We start from the raw sequence: 16,856 nt of genomic DNA, 5'->3' as shown, positions 1-16,856 counted from the left end.
ACTTTCGGGGCGCAAACCGGCGCGCGCCGTAGGGACTGTGGAGGGCATGCCGTCGAGGGTTCATCCCCATGGCAGCATGCAAGATCGGGACCCAGATGCTGCCATTTTTCCACCGGCAAAAGCTGATTTACCACGAGATGCGTCGGTTCCCAGGAGCTATGGAGCTTCCGTGGAGACCGACCGCTACGGACCCCGGGCCGTCGGGTGAAAGAGCGCGGACGATCAAGTCGATGACGTAGTCGCTGCTGGCACCTCGCGTACCGAGCCACCCGTCCTTGAGAAGCGTGGCGAACGTGGTGTTGTTCAGATATCTAGGCACATCTCCTTCCCGAAGGCGCCTGCCGCCACGAGCGCCACGAGCGAGCGGGCTGTCGATCAGCGCCTTGAAGTGAGGACGGGTGAGGTACATGCCGGGAATGAGCGCAGTAGAGCTCATGACGAAGGGCACGTTTCGGCACAGCTTGACCATGCTCGGAGCGGTGACGAGCCGTGGGTCCAAGCCGTCGTCGAGTTGTTCGCACTCTTTGTCCACCATCGCCATCCGCTCCAGCTCGCGCTCCGCGGTCGCGTCGTACCGATATGTCCAGAGGCCCGCCTCCTTGCGCATCCGCTTGTACTGGACCGTGGTGACACTTCCGGTGAACTCGTTCACGTAGATCATGTCGACCCCGGTAACAGTCTCTATGTTGTGGCGGTTGGCGTTATACACGAAGAGGCGATGGCCAGAAGGCCCGCCGCTGCGACGGTAGATGCGCCACCCCACCTCGATCGCGTCCATGCCCGTCATCCCCGGAAATCGGTGGTAGTCGTGCACGATCTGTTGGTCCTCGATCTGTCGGAGATCGGGTAGCCCCGCGAGAAATGGAACAGAGCGGGTCTCCAGGACTTCGGACGCGACAGGAGACTGCCAGGACTCGACCACGTCACGCTCCATACCCGCGGCCTCGAGCAGCATGCCCACGGCGTCCTTCTCCAGGTTCAGTTTCTCGCCGACAGCGCCTGCTGGTGGGTGCATCCCCAGCGACTGCTCCAGACCGGAAAGCGTCGAAGCCAGCTCGGGCCGTAGCTGACGTATGCATTCGAGCAGCCGTTCGCCAGCCACTTCCGACATGCGGCCGTCGTCCTGAAGGAAGCGACGGCTTGCTCCCATCGGCATCTCAAGATCCGCGAGCGGGAGCGGCCGAGACAGAAGGGTGAAATCTCTCGTGAGCAGGGAGCGTTCGTAGGTCCCTGATCGTCTCCCTGGAAAAGCGCCACCGACGCCGATGACAGTGCGCTTGCCGAAGTTGGTGTCCCGGTCGGTGAAGAAGGTCAGACACCATCCCCGGGGCTTTCGCCACTCTTTATACGGGTAGGCGAAGCTCCGCTCGTCTCGCTGAAGCCAGCGTGGTGGGGGTTCCGGGAGGCGCTGCAGCATGAGGGTGGTGCAGTGGACCAGCGCGACGGATGCCACGAGAATCTCCCGATGATGAAACAGTTCGACGTGGTCATTCTCGGGTAAGTCTGTGCACGGTGCCCCCCGTTGATCAAAAGTGCGACGCTGGCGGTTCGCGAAGTGCAGTAACGGAGAGCGCTGACCGTCGTAGCCCGGTCGTCGCGTTCTTCGCGACGTCCGGCGAGCGAGCTGAAGGTTCGACGCAATGCCCTGCTGATTGGCCCTCGAAATCGGGCCGTATAGGTCGCCATGGATGTCGGCCGCCCTGGTCGATCTTGACGGCCAAGCCAAGTACACGCCTCGTAGCCTGCGGCACCTCTTCTCCTCCACGGCCCTGGCCAGCGGTGTGCCGATTCCCGAGGTCTCGCGCTGGCTGGGGCATCGCTCCGTTAAGGCCACGGTCGACATCTACGGGTATCTGCTGCCCAGCGCGTGGGATCGCTGCCGGGAAGTCATGCAGCGCGCCATGCGGTCCGCGTCCCCGGGCGCGACGTCTCTTCCGTCCGAGGGGACGAGCCGGAGCGCTGGCACTCAAGGTGCTTAGGAGTACGAGAGCCGTCCCGCTGCACGGTGCTGGGATAGAACGCCCGTGCTGGGATGGTGCTGGGATGACCTCCGTAATTCCGCGTTTTCGCAGGTGGGAGCTCTGTACTACAGATTCCGCTTCAACGTCTAATACGTCCGGCGAAAGGCCGTCTGACCTGCGGCGGAGCGGGTTGGGCGGCCTTTGCGGTCCGCCGACCGATACGAAACCGCCGTACGACAAGCTCTCCCCGAGCACGCCGGCCGCATCCTGACTGGCCGGGCCTGGCCCGCCCTCACGACCGTTCTGGCCCGCGCAGAATCTGTCGGGCATCGGCCCGTCCGTGTGCTGGCCGAAGCCGCAGCCGAGCGGGATCTCGGCAGTGCCCAGTCCGCAGCTGAGGTCTTGAGTTGGCGCATCTCCAACCGGCCGAACCGGCGAGCGCAGGCCGCCATGGCCCGCATCGGAGCCAGCAGGGCGACTGCGAGGCCGGCCGTGGCAGCTCAACCGCTTACGGACGCTGCCAGGCGTCGCCCGCGCAAGTAGACCATCACAGATGAGGCGGGTCCGCAGGGCAGGACGCGGGCCCGTCTCCGTGCGGTTGCGCCCTTGACAGCTCTACACGGCGTCCATGGCTTCAATCGTGCCCGACTGCCGGGCTGCCCACTCCTGTACCTCCGCGAGGTGGACCGCAAGGAGACCGACGTACGGGTCGGGCTGTACGAGGAGAGTGGGCAGCCCGCGGGCGGTGCGCTCTTGTGCCCACCCGTGGTCGAGGGTGGTGAACGTCGTCGTCGATCCAGACGACGGGAGCTCTGCCGAGCCAGGGGTCGACGTGGTCGCGTTTCCAGAGGTAGCCGTCGGGGTGGCTGGTGGTGATTTGGGGGCGAGGCAGGTCGAGGTAAGGGAAGTCGGGCAGCCTCAGGAGGGGGCCGATGATCGTGGTGGCGTCCTTGCGCCAGCTCGTGCACCACACGGGGGTTACGAGCTCGCTGGTCAGGAGGTCGGTGAGAATGCCGCCCTGGCTCGGGTCGAGCCAGCGTCGGGGTGCCGGCCGGTGGCCGCTCCCCCGTAAGCGATCGCCGTTGCCGGTCCCGTTCCCGGTGCCCGCCGGGGTGACCAAGGGCCGGAAGTTCCGCACGACATGGATCGACTACGACGCGCTCGCGGAAGTACACCGTTACCTCCGGCTGACCCGGCCATTGTCGGCGGACGGCTCTCCATGGCAGCCGCCCAAGAGTTGGGGGGAACCGCTGCTCGTCACCCGGGCAGATGCCCGAGGCGGGCGGGTCAACGGCGTCCGAGTCAGCGGGGATGCCCTGCGGCCGGTCGAACGCCGCCGCCTGGTGGCGCCCGACGGTGGGTCGATGCTGCTGGCCGTACGTCCGGACGGCGGCCCGTTCGCCGCGTGGCCCACGGTCTTCGCCCGCGCCTCCGAGCGGATCCGTGAACGCTTCGAGCCGCGATTCCCGCATGTTCATCCCCACCGGCTCCGCCAAACCTTCTCGATCAGGACCCTTGAGCAGCTGGTCAGCGGCTACTACGCCCAGGCGGCGCGGATGGTCAAGGAGACCGATGCCGACGCCACGCTGAAGCTCTACCTGTCCAAGGCCGATCCGCTGATGGTGCTGCGTGACCTCCTTGGTCATTCTTCAGTGCTCACCACGGAGTCGTACCTGAACCGTCCCGGCGGATCCCAGTCCCGATTCCTCGCAGAGGTCGGTAAGGAGGAGGAGAAGCGGAACCTCGCCATCGTCGCCGAGGAGTGGGAAAACGTTCGCGCAGGGATCAAGCCGTCCGGTCCGGGGGCCCGTGACCTGCTGGAGTTCTTCCAGAGTGTGGATGGCAAGCTGGACGACGCGCTCCAGACAGCACCGAATGTGATCATCAACGACCAGCAGGTCCGCAGCATGCTCGCGAAACGCGCCAAGACCCTGCATCTGGGGACCGCGAACTACTGCTGGTTCGCCGACCCCGCCAAGGCACTGTGCCTGAAACTCGCGGGGACTCCGACCGCAGACCGGCCGTTGATGGGCATGTGCGACTCGGCTCAGGCCACCCATCACTCCCGTCATCGCCCGGTCTGGGAGAAGACCGTCGGGCAGAACAAGGTGTTCATCGGGATGCTCGGGCGCGGGCAGAAGGCTGAACGCGCCCGGCTGGAGGTGGAGTTGATCCGTGCGGAGAAGGTCCTCGCGGACATCGACGCCGCCAGCGGGAACCCGACGCCCGCGGCCGGGACGGAGGACTGAGATGGGACGCCTGACAGCAGAGACCCGCGCCCGGAACGAAGCAGCGATCCAGGCGGCGATGGACCGGCTGCTGGCCGGAGCGATCCCGCCAGGTGGCGGGTGCGATCTCAAGACCTTGGCGGCCGAGGCAGGGGTGACTCGCACGGGCTTCTATCCGAAGGGAGAACGGCCCGGCCCCTATCAGCACCTCGCGGAGGAGTTCGAACGGCGGGTGAAGGAGGCCCAGGCAGCCGGGATCGTCACGGACCCCAGGGCATCCCAGATCGAGAGGTTGAAGGCTCAGGTCACCGAGCTGAAGGAACGGGTCGCCGAACGGGACGCGGATCTCGCCGAGCTCACGGCCTTCAAGAACCTCGCGATCTCCCGGCTGGCCGCCCAGCACCAGGAGATCGAACAGCTACGGGAGCAGGCTGCCGCAGCTGACAACGTGCGGCGTTTGCCCGCCGCCCGCCCCGGCTCAGCTCCCTTCGGATCGTCCAGCTGAGCACAGACATCGGTACGCGATGGTGCACGAGGAAGTCGTATACGACTGGGGACGTTCGGGTCCCGGCGAGATTTCCGTGAAGCCGGGATGTGCCCCCGTGTGCCGGTAGCACTCCGTCACGGGTAGCGGGACCCGCGGCGGATGTGATGACTTCGTACGGATTATGTCTCCGCACCTGGAGGCGGTGCGGGTGGAACGAGTGTGGGTGGCAGCGTGTTCGACGAGGTGAAAGTCGCAATTATCCCGCGGCCTACTGCCTAACCGTCCATCCTGGACGCATGACTTCGACCGATCCCGCGAGAGCGAAGGAGCCGCCGACCATCACGGCGGTGACACGGCGTGACATCTTCAAGTATCTGCGCGGGATCTCGCGCCCCTGGTGGGGCGAACTGGACGAGGTCACGTTCCTGCGGGGCCTCTACGACCTGGACCGAACTCCAGTCGGCGACAGTCAGCTTCCGACTGTCCGTGCCGATATCCAGCAGCACCGGTTCAACAACGATGACCTGCCTGACGACTGGATCTTCGAGGACTCCCGCTTGGAACTCTCCGACGGGCCGGACGAGGTGCTGCTCAGCTTTCTGGCACGGGTGGTCCACCCTGAAGTGGCGGCTGACGTCGAGGAGGCCACAAAACACGTCGAGGAACTGAACCTGCTTCTGGCGCCGGACGGATGGGGTCTGCGTGCGCACGAGTTCCTCTCGGGCCGTCCCCTGTATAAGCCGGTACGAGTTCCGCCTAGTGGCCCGTTGGTCCCGCTGCCGCTGGAGGACGAGGACACGGGCAAGCTCGACCTGGTCCTCGGCCAGGCCTTCAGCCTCCTGGACTGCGCTGGCGAGGAGACCTCACGCGACCTGCTCCGCACCGCGGTCCTGACCCTCCGTCGTGACGGCGGCTTCTTCCATCCCATACCTGGTGACAATTGGACGGATGCCACCTACGAGGCGGTCCTGACGGTGGAGCGCGAGCTTCTGCCCACCTGCACCCCGGAGGCGAAGGAGGCGGTTTGGCAGACGCTGCGATCCGTGCTCATCCAGCTCGGGCGCATCGACGTCCAGGACCTCGTGGTCGAAGGCGACACCCGTCCGCTGCCCAACACCCCACCGGACTGGCGGACCCAAGCCGCAGCGCCCGCCACCCCAACCGTTCGAGGCCTCCGGCTCCCCTTCTCCACCACCGAGTTCGATGTCACCCGCAGGAACTTCACCGACCTAGAGATCCGCGGTGCGCAGGACAGCAGCGGGTTCCACTACCTCTACGACACCCGCGCCAGCCGGATGATCACCGACTTCGTCCTCGACGACCGTCCGCAGGTAGCGACCCTGTGCAGCGTCACCATCATCAAGAAGGGCGACACCTTCACGCCGAGGATCAAGCTCTGGAAGAAGGACAAGAAGAAGGCTGGGGAAGTTTCCACCACGCAGACAGTGCCTGAGACCGGGACCACGCGGGCCGTCAAGGCGCTTGTCGACACCGGGGACGTCCACGAGAACTTCTGGAAAGTCATCAACTTCCTCCAGGGCTGCACTGACCTGAGCACACCCGGCAGTTCCCTCCAGCTCGTGGCCGGCGACGAGGCCCAACTGGCCCAGCTGCTGACCGGCCAGGACCGGACGACGGTTCTCGGTGCGGTCAGGACAGCCATCGGCGGCGGGCTCACAGAGGAGGACATCCGGCTGATCAGCAACCGCAAGGAACAGCTCCAGAGGTTCGAGCGACTGCTGACCGATCCGGACTACTTCCGGCAGGAGGAGAGCCTGGCAACGACACGCGGGGCGGAGGCGGTCTGGCAGGCATTCTTCGAGGCGAATCAGTGGATATTCGGCTACGGCCTCAACCTCATCGCCTGCGAATCCATCAACGACGGCAAACTGGAACGCATCACCACCGGCGCCAACATCTTCGGCGGAGCCGGGAAACGCATCGACGCCATCATGCGGTCCAAGGGCCTGATCAGCAGCATGCTCTTCTGCGAGATCAAGACCCACGACACCGAACTGCTCTCCAAGACCCCGTACCGCGCGGGCGTCTACCAGGCATCCAAGGAACTCGGCGGCGGTGTGGCGCAGGTGCAAAAGACGGCCAGCAAGGCCCAACAGCTCATCTCCAGCCAGTTCCTCACCCGGATCTACGAGGAAGACGGCACCCCGACAGGCACCGAACTGTCCACCACCCGCCCGCGACAGGTCGTGGTGATCGGGAGCCTGCGCGAGTTCACCCACAACGGCGCTGTGAACCCGGAGAAGATGAGCTCCTTCGAGCTATACCGGACATCCATCCAGGACGTCGAGGTAATCACGTTCGACGAACTCTACGAGCGGGCCTGCTTCATCGTCGAGGATCACTGAGGCGGACCGCTGCCAGGGCGCTCGCCGACACTGCGACTACCGGTGACGGAGTGTTACCGGCGCACGGGGGCTCATCCCGGCTTCACGGAGATCTTGCCAGGGCCACGTTCGGTGGTACGCCCCCCTCCATGAGGAGGGGGCGGCTGCCATCTGGAGCCGGCCGAGGTGGGCGGCGAGTGCCCGGAGGCGGCCTGCCACGGCGTCCGGGCCCAGGGTGGCCAAGGCCCACAGGGCACTGAGGCGGCGGCCGGAGGACCAGATGCCGGTGGTGGGCGGCCGGAACGAGGCCACGGCGATGTTCTGAACCGTGAACGGGGCGGGGTCGAGATAGGCCATGCCACCGGTCCCGCACAGATACGCGCGGGCGCCGGTCGCCGCGGAAAGGTCCGCGAGCCGGACGGAGCGGCCCGGCCGGGCCGACAGACGGCTGCTGGTGAGGACCTGGCCCTCCCAGCCCAACAGGTCCAGCAGGACGCGGGTGGAGGTCTCGGCAACCGTCGCGGACTTGCCGGTGTCGAATGCATCCAGCACCGGATCCAGGGCCTCGGCGAGGGCGCGCCAGTGAGGGCTGGCCCCATAGTGCTGCCGCAGCATCCCCTCGGTCCTGCGGCGGGCCAAGTCCGGGTCGTCGATCAGGGCGTCGCGGATGAGGGTGGGCCGTCCGCTCGGCAGGCGGGTGGGGATGGTAAGCCACTGCTGACCGGCGGGGTCGTCGAGGTTCGTAAGGCGGGCTCGGTGCTGGTAGTCGCGGCGGGTGAACTGCACGTCGTCCAGGACGATCCAGTAGTCCGCCGCGAACAGCTTGGCCAGCGTGGTCAGCCGGGGCAGGAAATTCGGCTGGTGGATGGCACACAACCCGCCCGGCTCGGGCAGGTCAGGGGTTGATGAGGCGGCTGGTGAAGCCGTCGCGGATGAGGGACTCGTACGCTGCATGCACGTCCTCCGGGACCTCCTGCTCGATGGTGAATCCGAGCTTTGGATACTCGATGACCCGCTGGAGGTCGCCGACGAGCATGTCCAAGACGAGTTTCTCGTCGCCGATGGACTTCAGATAGTCGTCGAACTCCAGCGGCTCCGACGCGCAGAGGATCTCGACGTCGGGCCACAGCTTGCGGGCGGTCGCGAACGACCGCCTTTCCATATAGGGCTTGGAGACCAGCAGCACCGACGCCGGGGTGATGCCTGCGGCGACGAGGACCTCACGCGAGAGGGTGATGTTCTGTCCGGTGTTGCCCGCGTTCGGTTCCAGCAGGATCGCCTCGGCGGGGACGCCGAGGTCGATGGCGTGCTCGCGGAAGTGGACGGCCTCCCCGCGCGGGAAGACCTTGGCGGTGGTGGGACTGTTGCCGCCGGTGAACACCAGGGTCGGGAAGAGCCCGGAGCGGTACAGCTCGGCGGAGTGGGCCGCGACGCCGAGGTCGTGGCTGCCCAGCCCGATCGCCACGTCGACGGGCCGCAGCTCGTGCTGCATCTGGTGGTAGTTCCAGATCAGCTTGGCCTGGCGCCACTGGTCCTCGGTGATGCCCTGCTGGTCGTTGCTCACGCGTTTCTCCCTGGTCATCGTTGCCGAGGGCCGACCGGCCCCTCGCTCATGGCCTTGATGCCCTCGATACTGCGCAGTTGGTGCACAAGTCCGTACTGCGCGGCCACCTTGGCGGCCTGGTCGAGGACGAGGAGTCCATCATCCTGGGTCGCCGCATCGGAGAGCAGGATGTGGCCATGAGCGGTGTCCAGTCGCACGCGTTGCATCGGTGAGTCGGGCGTCCCGCTGCTGCGGGCGATGTCGATGAAGTGCAGGGCCCGGGTGAGGTCGCCGGCGCCGCGGCGGGCGAGGGCGAGTTTCTGGTGGGCCACCGACCAGTCGTCCGGTTCGGTGAGGTCCTCGAAGTCGCGGGTCGCCACCTGCATGACGCGGGTCGCATAGTCGTGCTGGCCGTCCTTGCTCAGCGCGGTCCCCACCCACAGCCTCGCGCGGGCCCGGTCGCGGCGGGAGAGCCGGTCATCGACGGCGAGCGTCTCGTAGTTGCGGGCGGCGATCTCCAGCTTCCCGGACATCTCGGTGACGACCGCGAGGGACAAGTCGAGCTGGGCGACGCGGCGGGGGATGTCGAGCTGGGTGAAGGCCGCGCGGGCGCCGGCATAGGAGTGCTGGGCGGACAGCGGGCCCAGGACAACGCCCTGGTCGCGCTTGAGGTCGCCGAGCAGGGCGGTGGAGCGGGCGAAGAGATACAGGCCCTTCTCGTCCAGCTCGGGGGCCTTGAACCGGCTCAGCCACCGGGTGAGGAGGCTGTCGGCGAAGGCGAAGTTCTGCCGGGACAGGGCGACCACGACGCGGTCGAGGTCGTCGGCCCAGGACTCGTACTCCCAGGCCCGGGGGCCGGAGGCGGTGACGCGGCGTCGGCCGGCGTTCTGCACCGGGCTGGTCATCTCGGACAGGAGCGTTTCGAACCGCAGGTGGACAGCGGCGTCCGCGCGGCCGAGGGCGGTGTCGAGGATGGCCTGGGTGTCGGGTCTGGGCTCGGTGTCAGCGAGCTTGCTCTCCCACTTGGAAACGGTCGCGACGGCCAGGCCGAGCTGCTGGGCGAAGGCCCGCACGCTCAGTCGCAGGGCGAGCCGCAGGGCCCTGGCCTCCCGGCCGGTCCAGTGGTGCACGGTCGCCACGCGTCACTCCCTTCCACCGGTCATCGAAGCAGATCCGTGCAGTCGGCGGGACGGAAGTGGAACGGAAGTAGAACGGCCGGTGATTGGCCGCGAGTTGGCCGGACGCCACGATCAGAGCGTCATCACTTGTCGAGTCTTTTGGACGGTCCTGAGCATGGAACCCCTCACGGAGCATCGCCCGGTCAGCGGCCCGGTCGTTTACGGCTTCCTGCGGCTGGTGCGGGTCTCCCAAGCGCGGCAGGACGCCCTGGTCACCTCGCTCGCCGAGTACTGCCGCAGCCACGAACTGCAATTGTCCGGCGTCTTCACCGACCGCGACGCGTCCGCCGGGCCCGCCTCAGCGGCGTTCGCCGGGCTACTGGACGTGCTCGCGCTGCCGGACGTCTACGGCGTCATCGCCCCGGCCATGTCGCACCTGGGGCCGAAGGCCATAGCCGCTGAACGGGGGCGGCGGATCGAGGCAGTCGGCTCGCGGCTGCTGCTGGTCCGCAAGCCCCGCACGGCCCACCACTCCACCTCCCGCAGCGGTTCCGTCCGCCGCCGTCACCCCGGCACCACCCGCGTCCTGGACGCCGAGTCATGAGGACCACCGTGATGACCAAGACGACCCAGCAGTTCTTCGACGCGCGGCCCGAGTCGGTCGGCCAGGCACGGTCCTTCACCTCTGAGGCCCTGGCCGACTGGGGTCTGCCGGACCGCGCCGAGGACATCCGGCTCTGCGTCTCCGAACTCGCCACCAACGCCCTGGTCCACGGCACTGCCCCCGGACACGGCTTCCTGGTCAAGCTCAACGCCGACGAGGATGTCGTACGCCTGGAAGTGCACGACAGCCGCCGCCAGCACCCGGAAGCCCGACAGGCCGCTGGCACGGACACCTCCGGACGCGGGCTGATCCTGGTGAACGCGCTTGCCGACGGCTGGGGAGTCGAGGACCGCGCTCCGGTCGGGAAGATCGTCTGGTCCTGCTTCAAGGCCACGGGAGGCACGACAGCATGAGCGTCCTGCTCACTCCGCCCGGCCCTGAGCTGCGGCTGCTGGTGTCGCTCGCAGCCTGGACCTGGCCCGGCACCCGCCCGGACGGCCGCGAGATCGCGCACATCCTGATCACCCACACCCCGGCCCTGCCCGGCTCGGGCACCGCTGAGACGGCCGAGGCCCGGATGCGGCGGCTGTCCGCCGGCCTGGGCGGCCTGGCCGGCGCCCGGGAGGTCATCCCGGAACTGGGGCGCTGCCTGCAGATCGTCGGCGACCAGGTGCTGGTGCACTTCCCCGGCGCCTCCCGGCGGCTACGGCTGCCCACCCGTCGGTCCTGGACCGAACAGGTCGCCCGCAGCGGTGAGGCAATCCTCCTACTCGGGCTGGACCCCCTGCCGCAGTCCGCTGGCGCCGCCAAGGTCGACGCCTACTTGGATGCAGCGCTCGCAGCCGACCGGCTGCTGTTCGGATGCGCCCGCACTCGCTGAACCCGCATCTCCTCGCACGGCCCCCGGACGGAACGGATGAGAGGGAACTGCCATGGAAACCTTCGAACGCGCCCGGCTGGACGCCTACTTCGCCCGGATCGCCGCCCAGTTCGCCCCGGGTGAGCAGACGGCGTCGTTCCTCATCACGCACCTGCTGGCCGAGCGTCCCGCGTTCGTCCGCGCTGTCGCCGCGATGACCCGGCTCACCGCGGTGCTGCCCAAGCCGAAGTCCGTCCACCCGGCCGCGAAGCGCGAGGTCGAGCAGACGCACATGGTCGACACCCTCACCCGCGAAATGTTCGCCCAGGCCGACTACGCTCTGGACTACTTCGAATCCTGTGCCGCCGACCAGACGGTCACCCTGCTGGACGTCGGCGGCTACTTCGCCCCCCAGCCTCGCCGAGGTCCACAGCCGGTTCACCGGCCAGCTCGCCGGGGTGATCGAGGACACCGAGAACGGGCACCGCCGCTACGAGGACCTCGACAAACTTCCCTGCCCCGTCGTCTCCGTCGCCCGCTCCCCGTTGAAGGACCCCGAGGACTTCCTCGTCGGCCAGTCGGTCGTCTTTTCCACCGAGGCCGTCATGCGCGATCGCGGTGACATCCTCCATGGCCGCCCCGCCCTGGTGATCGGCTTCGGCAAGCTCGGCAGCTCGATCGCCCGGCTCCTGCATGCCAAGGGCGTCCAGGTCACCGTCTTCGACATCGACCCCGTCCGCCGCACCCAGGCCCTCTCCCAGGGCTTCGCCGTCGCACGCGACCGCGAAGCCGCCCTGACCGGCGCCGGCCTGGTCCTCTGCGCGACCGGCGCCGTCTCCCTGCACGGCGAGGACTTCTCCCACCTGCGCAACGGCGCCTACGTCGCCACCGTCACCAGCAGCGAGGACGAACTCGACCTCGCCGGACTCCCCGACGTCTACACCCGCACCCAGGTCGGCGACCACGTCACCCGCTACCAGACCACCGGCCACTACTTCTATCTGGCGAACGGCGGCAACGCCGTCAACTTCATCCACGGCGCCAGCGTTGGGCCGTTCATCTTCCTGGTCCAGGCCGAGATCCTCGCCGCGATCAGGATGCTCACCCGCGGCGACCTCGCCCCCGGCATCCATGAGGTCCCCGCACCCGACCGCGAAGCCATCGCGGCGACCTGGCTCTCCTACTTCAACAGGTGATCACCATGACCATCACGGCCAACCACATCCGCACCACTATTGCCACCTACCTCGACGAACACCCGGAGGACAAGCGCGAACTCGGCGTCGTCCTCGGTCTCCTGGACGACGGCGACGATCTCACCAACCGCAAGACTCTGCCCGGCCACGTCACCGCAGGGGCCGTCCTCGTCGGCCCCGACGGCCGCATCCTGCACATTCTCCACAACGTGACCCAGAAGTGGCTTTTGCCCGGCGGTCATCTGGAGCCCTCGGACGAGACGCTCCTGCAGGCCGCCGGCCGCGAACTCGCAGAGGAGACCGGCATCCCGCACCGCGTCGTCACCCCGCACGGTGAGACTCCGCTCCACATCGACATCCACCCCATCGACGCCAACCCCGCCAAGGGTGAGCCCGCCCACCAGCACTTCGACTTCCGCTTCCTCTTCCGCACCACCGCCGACATCGGCGAACTCCAGGCCGAAGAAGTCTCCGACGCTGCCTGGCGAACGGTCGGCACCCTCCACGACGAGAGGTTGGGCCAGCGCGTCGCCCAAGCACTGCGTTGACCCCAAGGCCGGCCGCCCCTGCGCCTGCGACCCCGACGCGCGCGGGGGCGGCCTCCCAGCCCGCCCAGCGACAGGCCACCAAGAGTGACCTTCGTCACCTGATACGGTGATCATTGCCATGGAAAGCGACACGATGGACCGTGCCAACGGGACACGGGCTGGAGCAACCGCCGCCCCCTAAAGCGACACGACCTGCATGGGACACAGTCTCTGCGGCGACAACAGGCTGGAAACACCACGACCTCGGCCACGAAGGCGCCGCCCAGCGCTACTACCAGGTCGGCTACCAACTCGCCTGCGAAGCCGACCCCCGCGGCCATGCCGCCTGGGTGGTGCGCGCCCTTGCCCACCAATCCCTCAGCCTCAAGCAACCCCAGCACTGCGTGGACCTCGTCGAAGGCGCACTCACCCGCGGCCTCGGCCGCGTCGACGGACAGACCGAAGCCCTCCTCCACATCACGCACGCCCGCGCCTACGCAGCGGTCGGCGAGAACCCACTGGCCGCCCGCGCTCTTCTCGCCGCCGAAGACGCACTCCTGCGCGAGGACGGGCCCCAGCCCAGCTTCTCCCGCGTCAGCGGCCCCGCCGCCGGCACGGTGGCCAGCCACACCGCACGCACGCTGACCGACCTCGCCGACCACATCGGTACGGAACAGCAGCACCGCGACGCGCTCGCCCGCTGGGACCCGGAGAAGTACAAGCGAGTCCACGCCCTCACCCACGCCGACAGCCTCGCCGCCCAAGCCCGAGCCGACGAAGCGGTCGCGGCCTGGACTCAGGCCCTCGTCCTTATGGAGGGCATGACCTCCGACCGCACCCGCAAGGCGATCACCTCGATCCGCTCCACGCTCGCGGTCTACCAGCGCCGCCGCGTCTCCGGCGCCGCCGATCTCGCCCGCCGCGCTCGTGAGGCCCTCGCCTAACATGCCCAACAACCCGCCCGACGAAGGGAACCCCGTGGCCCAGCAGACCGACGACCGCTCCCAAGCCCTCAAGCCGGCGCTCGACTCGATGACCCTGCTGGTCGCGGCCGTCATCGTCCATGACAAGGCCACCAACCGAGTCGTCCTCCTCCAGCGCAGCGAGAACGCCAAGTTCGCCCAGGGCCTTTGGGACCTCCCCGTCGGCAAGAGCGAACCGGGTGAGCCCATCACGGGGACGGCGGTCCGCGAGCTGTACGAGGAGACCGGTCTCACGGTGAAGCCCGAGTCCCTCAAGGTCGCCCACATCATCCACGGCGCCTGGGGCGTCGAAGCTCCCAACGGCTTCCTCACCGTCGTCTTCGCCGCCCACGAATGGACCGGCGAACCCGAAAACCGCGAACCCCGCAAGCACTCCCAGGTCCGCTGGGTCGACACCAATGCCATCCCCGACGCCTTCGTTGACACCACGGCCAGCGCGCTGGAGAAATATTTGTCAAGCGGCCAGGAGATTTCCTTGCAGGGGTGGGAGTGACTTTCGTGAAAGTCTTCGAAGGTGGGAGGAAGGAATGGATTTCGGCGGATGGTTAGCGACGGTGAAGGGAGATCTCGATTCATTCGCGACGCCTATGATGCAGTGCCTGCGATTGGGCACGGTCGGCTTTGGTGCGATCTCCCCTATAAGGGGCTCTCGGCTCTTTCGAGGTCGCGACTGGAGCGACGATTCCCTCTTTCTTGGCGCCAAGCGCTAAATTTCGGCGTCAATTATCTAATTCCGTTCGATGAGCACAGGTGGAATATCGCATGGAGTCGGGATGACGCGTCCAGGAATCTGACAGTACCGGATGCGGAAGTTGTCGAAATTCCAGCGATTTGGCTGGTGGAATTCTTCCCGCCAAGTGAATTTGAGAGATTGAAGAGGTCTCTGGAGCGGAATTCTTGGGATCGCCGCCGGGTCTGGAGTGGAATCGGACAGGGGAATCAGGAGTATCTGGAGAGATCTCGGGGGAGTCCAGGCAGCTCCTGGTGGCGTCTGGGTGGAGTGCACTCTGTCGCTGCGTCGTGGTATCACCCGGATGGTGTGATACCGAAAACTTCCGTGGCAGTTTTCATCCATCGAGCTGACGGCGATCCAGATCGGAGGTGCGCTGACAGCAGTTGTTGCCTGTTTTCGGATGTCATCCGCAGGGGCTTCATGTGTTAACTCGGTTTGGCACGGACCTCATGAGCCGCGGATGGTGATGAGGCCGGGGCGTCCTCGGGCTGAGAGCCGACTTTGGGCTGGCCTCGGCGTCACTCAACAGGAAAGGGCGTCGCTGCACGGTGCGGCTCGTGCATGGCTTGCGGAGCACTGTCCAGGTTGGTTCGAAGCCAAGAGTGTGCCCCAGTCGGCCATTGACCTTATGTTGCTGAGGGAGTTTGATCCGACGGACCCGCAGGCTGACTCATCTCAACTGAGAGACCCCTTGAGGGCGCTAGGGGTAACAAAAAGCGAATTCAGGCATTGGGTATCAGATGATTTCCCTCGAATGCTCTTGGAATCGGTGGATGAGAGCATGTGTCATGCTCTGAAGAATTGCTATACGCTCTGGGGTGGCATGCCTCAAATCACGTCTGCAATCGGTCGCACTTTCCTGGATCGCTTCGCCGGGATCAGGTCACGGCGTGAGCTACGAGCGATAGTCCAACCATGTACTGCGGGCACGTCGAAGCCCTGGGGCCAGCGGCTCGTCGGTGCAGCGTCGTCGAAGGGCCGCTATCGGGCTGCGTCTCTCCAGGCTGCTCGACTGCCTGCCGGTCCGCAGGCAGTCCGCAGGACGGTCGTAATCACCCGTCGGAGACCAACGCAACCAAGCGGAGAAGTGCTGGTCAGAGCCCTGGACGGGGCTCCGCCGCAGGTCAGGATCAGTCCGCAGACATTCCGCTTCAATGTGTAGCGGCTGACCTATCACGGTGGCGGTGGCGGTGGCGGTGCGGGGCCGGCGGGCCTGGGACGGGGCCGTCGCGACGGGAGCCGGCCCTCGCCGCGGCGGGCAATGGTTGCCCTGTTGGTTCCGGACCCGCGCCTCATTGCCGCGTCGGTTGCCCCGTGATCGGAGACAGCCAGTGGGCCGTACTTCACACTGTCGCTCCATGGGGAACACCTTGATGACCACGGTGATCGCGATCGTCGGCACCCTCATGGGCAGCGGATTGACGGCGTTTGTCACGGCACGAACGGAGCGGCGCAAAGATGAGGCACTTGAACGGCAGCAGATACGCCAAGAGGGCGCACAGGACCGCACCCAGCTTCGGGAACTCCGCGTCGAGCATCGAAAGTGGCGGAGGGAGCGCAGACAAGCCGCCTACCAGGGCCTGATGGACGCGGCACATGAAGCGCAGGGCGCTGTCTGGCAACTCTCACGGCTGACTCTCGATCCCTTTGACCAGCAGCGCTATGACGTCAGGCGCGGCGCGGCCATCGATGCGGTACGGGCGACTCTGCGGGCGGCCCATACGGTGCAGCTCGAAGGGCCGCCTTCAGTGGCTGAGGCCGCGGCGGAGTATGCCGAAGCCGTCGACCAGCACATCGGCCCGCCCGTTCAGTACCTGATCGAGCTGAGCGAGGGGCCGGTGAGCGACACGGTGAACGAGCGGTATCAGGCCAGGGCTGCCGAGACGGCCACGCACCTGGAGAACATGCACCGGCGGTTCGTCCCGCTCGCAAGAGAGGCTCTGGACGAGCTCATGTCCGAAGCCGGTGAGCGCCCGTAGAGCCCCGGTCAGTCGGTGGGTGTCGGGCAACGTCTCGCCCCGCCTCGCCGCGACGCCTGCGGCTCCCGTGCGGGGATGGCCCTCCCGCGCTGGACGGGGTCGGGGATGACCTCCTTGGAATTCACGTTTTCGCGGGTGGGAGCTCTGCGCCTCACGTTCCGCCGCGTGCTGTCGTCGTGCTCCGTGCGGCAGTTGGGTGATGTGCCGTCGTGCTCGCCTGTCTGCACTAACCCGGCGCGCGCCGGAAACCTGTCGCCGCAAAGCTGTGGGCATACGCGCTCCCGCCGACATCC

Annotated in this window: 13 protein-coding genes and 3 pseudogenes; 11 read left to right on the top strand and 5 right to left on the bottom strand. The window is 67.0% G+C overall.

Translation table 11 applies throughout. The annotated features are described in order from the left end of the window. Positions 1 to 127: 127 nt before the first annotated feature. Both OG520_RS14205 and OG520_RS14200 read right to left on the bottom strand, forming a co-directional pair. Positions 128 to 1,453, bottom strand: coding sequence for a hypothetical protein (locus OG520_RS14205; RefSeq protein ID WP_406013403.1), 1,326 nt, complete (start codon positions 1,451 to 1,453; stop codon positions 128 to 130). Positions 1,454 to 2,576: 1,123 nt separating this feature from the next. Continuing rightward, positions 2,577 to 2,997 (bottom strand): annotated as a pseudogene (locus OG520_RS14200) (hypothetical protein); the annotation flags it as partial. 46 nt (positions 2,998 to 3,043) lie between these two features. Between OG520_RS14200 and OG520_RS14195 the strand changes: the two are divergent. From OG520_RS14195 to OG520_RS14185, 3 genes are all read left to right on the top strand, one after another. After that, the gene (locus OG520_RS14195; protein WP_406016679.1) at positions 3,044 to 4,210 is read left to right on the top strand and encodes a hypothetical protein; all 1,167 of its coding nucleotides are present in this window, start codon (positions 3,044 to 3,046) and stop codon (positions 4,208 to 4,210) included. A gap of 1 nt (position 4,211) precedes the next feature. Beyond that, positions 4,212 to 4,694, top strand: coding sequence for a hypothetical protein (locus OG520_RS14190; protein WP_406013402.1), 483 nt, complete (start codon positions 4,212 to 4,214; stop codon positions 4,692 to 4,694). Between the two features lie 278 nt (positions 4,695 to 4,972). Further along, complete coding sequence (locus OG520_RS14185; RefSeq protein WP_406013401.1) at positions 4,973 to 7,042, top strand: Shedu anti-phage system protein SduA domain-containing protein; 2,070 nt, start codon at positions 4,973 to 4,975, stop codon at positions 7,040 to 7,042. Positions 7,043 to 7,078: 36 nt separating this feature from the next. On the opposite strand, the gene OG520_RS14180 is transcribed toward OG520_RS14185, so the two are convergent. From OG520_RS14180 to OG520_RS14170, 3 genes are read right to left on the bottom strand one after another with little or no spacing between them, the layout of a single operon-like run. Next, positions 7,079 to 7,897 (bottom strand): WbqC family protein, encoded by an 819-nt coding sequence (locus tag OG520_RS14180; protein ID WP_406013400.1) that lies wholly within the window; start codon positions 7,895 to 7,897, stop codon positions 7,079 to 7,081. A gap of 19 nt (positions 7,898 to 7,916) precedes the next feature. Beyond that, complete coding sequence (locus tag OG520_RS14175; protein ID WP_406013399.1) at positions 7,917 to 8,585, bottom strand: YdcF family protein; 669 nt, start codon at positions 8,583 to 8,585, stop codon at positions 7,917 to 7,919. 14 nt (positions 8,586 to 8,599) lie between these two features. Then, the gene (locus OG520_RS14170) at positions 8,600 to 9,703 is read right to left on the bottom strand and encodes a hypothetical protein (protein ID WP_406013398.1); all 1,104 of its coding nucleotides are present in this window, start codon (positions 9,701 to 9,703) and stop codon (positions 8,600 to 8,602) included. Between the two features lie 154 nt (positions 9,704 to 9,857). Here OG520_RS14170 and OG520_RS14165 point away from each other — a divergent pair, with 154 nt between their 5' ends. The 8 genes and pseudogenes from OG520_RS14165 to OG520_RS14130 all read left to right on the top strand — a co-directional run bounded on the left by OG520_RS14165 (position 9,858) and on the right by OG520_RS14130 (position 16,563). Further along, a complete protein-coding gene (locus OG520_RS14165; RefSeq protein WP_406013397.1) occupies positions 9,858 to 10,286 on the top strand; it encodes a hypothetical protein in 429 nt (142 codons plus the stop codon). 11 nt (positions 10,287 to 10,297) lie between these two features. Continuing rightward, the gene (locus tag OG520_RS14160) at positions 10,298 to 10,699 is read left to right on the top strand and encodes an ATP-binding protein (protein ID WP_406013396.1); all 402 of its coding nucleotides are present in this window, start codon (positions 10,298 to 10,300) and stop codon (positions 10,697 to 10,699) included. Beyond that, entirely contained in the window at positions 10,696 to 11,166 is a 471-nt protein-coding gene (locus tag OG520_RS14155; protein ID WP_399327736.1) for a hypothetical protein, read from the top strand. The genes OG520_RS14160 and OG520_RS14155 overlap by 4 nt, the downstream gene beginning before the upstream one ends. Positions 11,167 to 11,218: 52 nt before the next feature. Next, positions 11,219 to 12,341 (top strand): annotated as a pseudogene (locus OG520_RS14150) (adenosylhomocysteinase). 5 nt (positions 12,342 to 12,346) lie between these two features. After that, positions 12,347 to 12,889 carry an NUDIX hydrolase gene (locus tag OG520_RS14145; RefSeq protein ID WP_399327740.1) on the top strand — a complete coding sequence of 181 codons (543 nt, stop codon included), beginning with the start codon at positions 12,347 to 12,349 and terminating at the stop codon, positions 12,887 to 12,889. Between the two features lie 218 nt (positions 12,890 to 13,107). Further along, positions 13,108 to 13,812: pseudogene (locus tag OG520_RS14140) on the top strand (hypothetical protein); the annotation flags it as partial. 1 nt (position 13,813) lies between these two features. Further along, on the top strand, positions 13,814 to 14,344 hold the full coding sequence (locus OG520_RS14135) for an NUDIX domain-containing protein (RefSeq protein WP_406013395.1): 531 nt from the start codon (positions 13,814 to 13,816) through the stop codon (positions 14,342 to 14,344). Positions 14,345 to 15,957: 1,613 nt separating this feature from the next. Beyond that, positions 15,958 to 16,563 (top strand): hypothetical protein, encoded by a 606-nt coding sequence (locus OG520_RS14130; RefSeq protein WP_406013394.1) that lies wholly within the window; start codon positions 15,958 to 15,960, stop codon positions 16,561 to 16,563. The last annotated feature ends 293 nt before the right edge of the window (positions 16,564 to 16,856 follow it).

It is taken from the genome of Streptomyces sp. NBC_00984, assembly GCF_045162475.1.
In the GTDB taxonomy this organism is placed as follows: Bacteria; Actinomycetota; Actinomycetes; order Streptomycetales; family Streptomycetaceae; genus Streptomyces.
Note: the sequence above shows the minus strand (reverse complement) of the source record. Positions and strands in the feature narration are given on the sequence as shown.

Excerpts from the sequence above, each read along its gene's own strand:
- OG520_RS14190 (WP_406013402.1), top strand. The coding sequence starts at position 4,212 with ATGGGACGCCTGACAGCAGAGACCCGCGCCCGGAACGAAGCAGCGATC.
- OG520_RS14185 (WP_406013401.1), top strand. The coding sequence starts at position 4,973 with ATGACTTCGACCGATCCCGCGAGAGCGAAGGAGCCGCCGACCATCACG.
- OG520_RS14165 (WP_406013397.1), top strand. The coding sequence starts at position 9,858 with ATGGAACCCCTCACGGAGCATCGCCCGGTCAGCGGCCCGGTCGTTTAC.
- OG520_RS14160 (WP_406013396.1), top strand. The coding sequence starts at position 10,298 with ATGACCAAGACGACCCAGCAGTTCTTCGACGCGCGGCCCGAGTCGGTC.
- OG520_RS14155 (WP_399327736.1), top strand. The coding sequence starts at position 10,696 with ATGAGCGTCCTGCTCACTCCGCCCGGCCCTGAGCTGCGGCTGCTGGTG.
- OG520_RS14145 (WP_399327740.1), top strand. The coding sequence starts at position 12,347 with ATGACCATCACGGCCAACCACATCCGCACCACTATTGCCACCTACCTC.
- OG520_RS14135 (WP_406013395.1), top strand. The coding sequence starts at position 13,814 with ATGCCCAACAACCCGCCCGACGAAGGGAACCCCGTGGCCCAGCAGACC.
- OG520_RS14130 (WP_406013394.1), top strand. The coding sequence starts at position 15,958 with ATGACCACGGTGATCGCGATCGTCGGCACCCTCATGGGCAGCGGATTG.